The organism is Methylomonas sp. BG-2 (assembly GCF_057766305.1).
In genome coordinates this window covers 1-6,084 of the sequence record NZ_JBYMAP010000236.1, presented here as the reverse complement: position 1 = coordinate 6,084, position 6,084 = coordinate 1, and the positions used below count along the sequence as shown (strand labels likewise).

General features: G+C 52.7%; 5 protein-coding genes. 4 read left to right on the top strand and 1 reads right to left on the bottom strand.

The window, feature by feature from the left end:
- Nucleotides 1-398: 398 nt before the first annotated feature.
- Entirely contained in the window at nucleotides 399-869 is a 471-nt protein-coding gene (locus AC3B8H_RS17420) for a hypothetical protein (RefSeq protein ID WP_488442813.1), read from the bottom strand.
- A gap of 414 nt (nucleotides 870-1,283) precedes the next feature.
- Between AC3B8H_RS17420 and AC3B8H_RS17415 the strand changes: the two genes are divergently transcribed.
- The 4 genes from AC3B8H_RS17415 to AC3B8H_RS17400 all read left to right on the top strand — a co-directional run bounded on the left by AC3B8H_RS17415 (nucleotide 1,284) and on the right by AC3B8H_RS17400 (nucleotide 5,966).
- A complete protein-coding gene (locus tag AC3B8H_RS17415; RefSeq protein ID WP_488442812.1) occupies nucleotides 1,284-2,225 on the top strand; it encodes a glycosyltransferase family 2 protein in 942 nt (313 codons plus the stop codon).
- On the top strand, nucleotides 2,222-3,004 hold the full coding sequence (locus AC3B8H_RS17410) for a polysaccharide biosynthesis/export family protein (RefSeq protein ID WP_488442811.1): 783 nt from the start codon (nucleotides 2,222-2,224) through the stop codon (nucleotides 3,002-3,004). The genes AC3B8H_RS17415 and AC3B8H_RS17410 overlap by 4 nt, the downstream gene beginning before the upstream one ends.
- A 281-nt stretch (nucleotides 3,005-3,285) precedes the next feature.
- Nucleotides 3,286-3,960: a polysaccharide biosynthesis/export family protein gene (locus AC3B8H_RS17405; protein ID WP_488442810.1), complete on the top strand. Its 675-nt coding sequence runs from the start codon at nucleotides 3,286-3,288 to the stop codon at nucleotides 3,958-3,960.
- Between the two features lie 77 nt (nucleotides 3,961-4,037).
- Nucleotides 4,038-5,966, top strand: a complete 1,929-nt coding sequence (locus AC3B8H_RS17400; protein ID WP_488442809.1) for a GumC family protein — start codon at nucleotides 4,038-4,040, stop codon at nucleotides 5,964-5,966.
- Nucleotides 5,967-6,084 lie beyond the last annotated feature (118 nt).

Below are 6,084 nucleotides of genomic sequence, written 5' to 3'. Positions count from 1 at the left end.
TGATAAATAGCTAGCGGTTCGGATAGGCCGTAGTGTTGCCGCTAATGCCCCGTGGGTCCGTGCCAACCCGGATCCACGGCCTCTCAGCAATGGAGTCTTTGGTCGAAGCCGGTTCGAGATCGGCAATAGCCAGGCCGCCAAACATCCCCCGTGCCGCTCCAATCCCAATAGCCAATTATCCAAATCTAAACTGGGCCCTGACTCAGGCCAATCGGTTCAACTTTCGGGAGGCGGAGCTGTGGGCACCACTGGGTAACGCAGTGGTGCGAGCGTCATCACGCAACCCGTCGCTACAGCGCTGTGAATGCCGTAGAGAAAACAAGAAGCAAACCGATACTTCCTCTTCTGACGATTGGCGCTCCTCTCAAATGCGAACAACGATTCCGGTTGGAAACGACTCAATCTTTTAGTTTCTCGGTGATTTCACCGGTATCGGTGCCTGCTACATGCCAAAGGGTTCCGCCGACATCGACATGAATTTCGTATTCCTCGCCTACGCCGTTGGGGTTGACGATGAGTTCTGCTTTTCTAATCTGACCTCCAGGAAGTTGTTCGGACACCGCTTTTCTTAAGTCGGGGGGCAGGCCTTCGTTGGGGGCCTCTAGCGCCATCTTATTCGTGAACAGAGCGCCATTTCCACGAAACAGCTCCATTTTGGTGTCGCCCTCCGTGGTTTTAAAGCTAACGGCAAGCAATGGGTTTTTGAAATGGGTTTCACGACCTGTGGCTTGCAATTCTTCGGCTTGCGGGTAACGCTTCAGAATATTGGCCCGGACCTTGTCGGGTACGGTGGCGGTTTCCGTTGCGGAAGTGTTGGCGGTCCACAATGTTAGCGCGGCAACGATGAAGGGTGCTACAAGTTGGTGCATGTTTGCTCCTATGATGATTGTTTGAGTGCAGACATTTTTAAATGCCAGTCGTTTTATACACGACTTTTGATGCTCCGACATCCGACGCTGATTTGCGTTCCGCCGACCATTGATGTTTACCGTTCAAGGTCTAGGTAAACCGTGGTTTCGGGTCAAAAGCTACCGCCCGTTTTGTTCAATCATTGGAGGGCTAGATAAATGGCTTAAGATTTGCTTGGCAAACTACCGAGGCGTATTGTGTGATTCAGTTAAATAACACAGTTAAAAGTCGCGGCTTCGTCCGAATACCCGGTTAGACTGTTAACTCGCGTTCAGGGTGGGGCTGGTGGTGGGCCGGAAGTCTAGTAATTTCGGACTCAATTTACCTACTTCAGACTCCGTCGATATTTCAGTTAAGACCGTAGGAGTTAACAGATGAATACTGATTTGGTACGAACAGCAGTAATTGTCCCCGTTTGGAACGCTAGTCAACATTTGGATCGGCTGCTTCCGGCGCTGGCAAGTCAGTCGCTACAACCCGATGAATGGCTGGTTATCGATAGCCACTCGACTGACGACACCGTCCAACGTTTTTTGGCGGCGGGCGCCAGAGTCGAAACCATTCCGGCGGGAACCTTCAATCATGGCGGAACCCGCCGTTGGGCCAGTCAGCAGGTCTCCGCCGATATACTCATCTTTATGACGCAGGACGCCATTCTGGCCGATACGGAAAGTTTACGTAACTTGCGGGATGCGGTGTTGCTGGATGTCAATGTCGGCGTGGCATACGGGCGGCAGTTGCCGCGTCCGGAAGCCGATATTCACGAAGCGCATGCCCGTTATTTCAATTATCCCGCTCAAAGCCGGACCAAGGTACTTGCCGATTCCGCCAGCTTAGGCCTCAAGACGTGCTTCAGCTCCGACTCGTTCGCGGCCTATCGACGCACTGCGTTGGATGCGGTCGGCGGATTTCCGCTCGATGTAATCGGCAGCGAAGACGCTTTTGTTGCCGCTAAAATGCTGCTGGCCGGCTGGAGCGTCCGCTATGAAGCCGACGCCCTCGTCGTTCATTCGCACAGCTACTCGCTATGGCAAGAATTTCGGCGCTATTTCGATATCGGCGTGTTTTACGGGCAGGAAGATTGGATCGAACGCCAATTCGGCAAAGCGCGCGGGGAAGGGCGGCGCTTTGTCATTTCGGAGGTCAAGCACATCATTCAGTTGGGGCAAACTTGGCGAATACCTGAATGTATTTTGCGTTCCGCGCTAAAATTGTTGGGGTATCGGCTAGGTTGGATACATAAAGCCTTGCCGCTGGCCTTGAAGCGGCGCATCAGCATGTTTCCTCGTTACTGGGAGTCTTTGGATTTATCATGACCTCTGAAAATCGCTACGGACTGGTATCGCGGTATTTTCCGGTTCTTGCGTTTCTACTGATGCTGGGATTGGTCGCGTGCGGTTCACCCGCCAAAGTCGGTTTACCGGATGAAGCGGCGATGGCTGAACGGGATTTGCGCAGGATCGACCTCAGTGAATTGCCGGTGCCGGTTACCAGGATCGTCAGCGGGGACACACTTCGTATCGCTAGGCAGACCGCAACGTCTAATCCAAAAAGTGACCCAACCGTTTTCGTCGTGCGTCCGGACGGTAATTTTTCCTACCCGAACGTGGGTTTAGTCAAAGCCGCTGGCCATACGCCCGAGCAAGTTGCTCGTGAAATTACCGAAAAACTGGGCGAAATTTACCGTTACCCGATGGTGGCGGTCAACATCGTCAGTGGGTCGGGCAATCGGGTTTTTGTTGGAGGGGCTGTCGCCAAACCCACGAATATTGACGTCAGCGCGCCCACGAGTTTGGAACAGGCAATATTGGACGCCGGCGGATTGCAAGCAGCGGCCGATGGCGAACACGTCGCGTTGCTCAGGATAGGCGAAGATAATCTTTATCAAGTGTATTTTATCGACTTTAGTCGTTTGCTGGACGACCCTGCCAGACAACAGCGCTTATTGTTACAGCGTGGCGACGTCGTGTTTGCACCGAAATCCGACTTGGGTAACGCGATCGAAGTCGTGGATTTGTATTTCAGACAATTGATTCCGTTTAGCAAATCTGTCGGCCTCGGACTGAGTTATTTCAGTTACGGCTATATCCAATAAGCGCGATTTTTAAAATGAACATAACTCATGGAAACCGACACCGTTCCACCGCGCGCGGCTGGTTGGACGTCAGCTCTCGAATCTTGGTGGGCATCGCCGAACCGAAGCGATGGGCTGGAAGCCGTCTGATCAGTTGGGCATTTGAGCGTTTGCTGGCCCAACTAATTCGGAAATCCTTCCTCTTTGCCTTTGGTTTAAGCAGCTTGGGCTTGTCCGCTTGCGGTTCGCCGAGCCAAATACCTTTGCCGGACCCAGTCGCTTTGGAAGGAATGGAATTGCAAGTGGCTGATATCACGGATTTATCCGGGTCGGAAACCTTCGTCATGGCCGGCGATGTGTTGCAAATTGTCCGCGACATCGCGCCAAGGGTCGAGCCTGAAGAAAACACCCGCTTTCAAGTCCGTCCGGATGGTGGTTTCTTTTATTTGGACGCCGGCAACATCGAAGCTGTTGGCCGAACTCCGGAACAAATTGCCGGCGAGATTTCCGCTAAGCTTGCCAAAATTTATCGTTATCCGAATGTGACCGTGAACATCGTGAGCGCGCCGGGCAATCGGGTGCAAGTCGGTGGGGCGGTGCAGAACCCGGTGTCGATCGATATTACCGCTCCGACCAGCCTGGATCAGGCCATCGTCGGCGCCGGCGGTCTGCTATCCACAGCCGATGCCAGCCATGTGGCGTTGTTGCGGTTGGACAAGACGAATCGATACAAAGCCTACTTTACCGATTTTGGTCAACTGCTCGAAACACAGGCCCCGCGCCGCCCGGTCATGTTAAAACGCGGCGACATTGTGTTCGTGCCTAAATCCGCGCTGGGCAATGCGATCGAAGTCGTGGATTTGTATATGAACCAATTGTTGCCATTTACTAAATCCATTGGGCTGGGGGCTAGCTATAGCTGGACGCCGGCCAACAACACCACGACCAATGCCGTTAACAACTCCAATGGAAATTAAACTCTAACACCATGATTGAGATCCGCTCATTTAGAGACATCGCTCGGCTGTTTTTCATTTTTTATAATGAATTTCGGATGGCCGTTGTCGTTACGGTCAGCGTGGCCGTTCTTGGTGCGTTTTTATTGCCTTCCCGGTTCGAATCCGAAGCGCGGTTATTAGTCAAACCTGGCCGCGAAACCAGTATCTTGCCGATCGAGTTTGGCGATCGGCAAACCTTGGTGGCGCCAAGCACGCAGCGCGACCCGGTGGTGGACGAAGAAAAAATGCTGACCGGCCGGCCCATCATACGTAAGGTCGCCGAATATTATTTGACCCAGATGGAAGGGCAAGCGCCGCGGGGATTTTGGAAAACCATTAAACACCATGTCAAGGAAGCCGTTGGTTGGGTATTGGACAAACTGCGAAGTGGCTTGGTCTCGGTCGGGTTATCCGAAGAGCAGACGCCGGTCGATCGATTGGTCGGTAAATTGGAGAAAGCCTTCGAGGTCACCCATGCCGCTGGCTCCAACGTGATGGAAGTGGGTTTTACCTGGGACGATCCCTACATAGCCCAGCAGGTGGTTTCCAAGTGGATTGCGTTTTATCAAGAAGAACGGGCGCGAGCGCTTGGCGATAAAAGTCTTTATGAATTTTACGAATCCGAGAGCCGGAAATTGGCCGCACAGATCGCCGAAGACAAAAATACGCTTGCGAAATTACTGATGAGCATTGACGGTATCAGCTCCAAGGAAAAGCTGGAAGCTATCAGTAATCGCTTAAACAAGCTAAACGCCGAACGGTCCGAAGCCATCGCGGAACAATCCGGCCTGCAAAAAGGCGTGACGAGTGCCAATCAGTTGGCGATGGGTTTGCCCAAGGAAGTGACGACGTTGCGGGAATTGAGCTTGAACCCGGTTCGTCAGGATTTGTTGATCAAACTGAATCAAATGCAAGTCGATCGGGTGGAAGCGTTGAAAGTCTACCAGTCCGACGCTCCGCAAATTCACGATCTGGATGTGGCCATTGATTCGCTGAAGGCTCAAATCGATTTGGAAAACCAATCGATTCAGAATATGGAAAATCGGGCGCCGAATGAATTGTTCACGACATTGCAACGCAATTCGTTGCAAAACAGCACGCGGGTTAACGAACTTGCCGCCCGAATTGCCGCGTACGACAACGAATTGGCCGAGTTGAAAGGCAATTACCAGCGTATTTTGACAATCGAACCGGAAATTTCCCGATTGGAACGTACCCTGGCCGAGGCTGAAAAAAGCCATGCCTTGTATTTAAGCAGTCTGGAAAAAGCCCGAATCGACCGAGAATTGGATAAAAGCCGGATCAGCAATATCGCGGTGATCGAGGAAGCCACGTTTAGTCCGGCCCGAGTGTTTCCGAAAAGTTTGACGATACTGCTGGCGGCGTTTCCCGCCGGTATCGCCGTCGGCTTTCTAGTGATTTATCTGAGCTATCTGCTCGACCAGCGCATCCATGACGGCAGCTCGATCGAAACCACGTTTGGCGTGCCGGCGTGGTGCTCGATACCCGATCAGCAGGCGCAAGACAGTCAAACGGCGATTTTCGACGCTGGTATTTACCGCTTATATAGTTTACTGCCCCGCGATAGGCTTGCGAACGAAGGATTGACGATAGGCATAGCTTCGGCCAGGCATGGTGAGGGCGTCAGTTTTATCGCCAATGCGTTTTTGCGGGTATTGGCCGACCGCAAAGTCGTTGGCCGAATCGCCTCAAACGAAACGGATATCGCGAAACCCGGCGAAGTCGTTTTGATTGAAGCATCGGCCTTATCCAGCAACAGAGCGGCATTTTTGATGCTGCGGAATGCCAATCTGATTTTGCTGGTCGTTCAAGCCGGCCAATCGACGGTGCCTGTCATCGAAAACGCGGTGTCTATCCTGAAAACCGCATTCCACCAGGTGGACGGTGTCATCGTCAATCGCCGCAGTTATGAAGTGCCGGCTAGCTTACTGGCCCGATTCGAAAATTTGAAGCGAGTGATCTGATGCGTATTGCGCTGATTTCGCCTTTCCCACCCGAGCAAACAGGCATTGCCGATTACGCGGCCGCGTTCAAGGGCGCGCTTGAAGAACAAGGCGTCATTGTGGATGTGCCGTTCTCCGG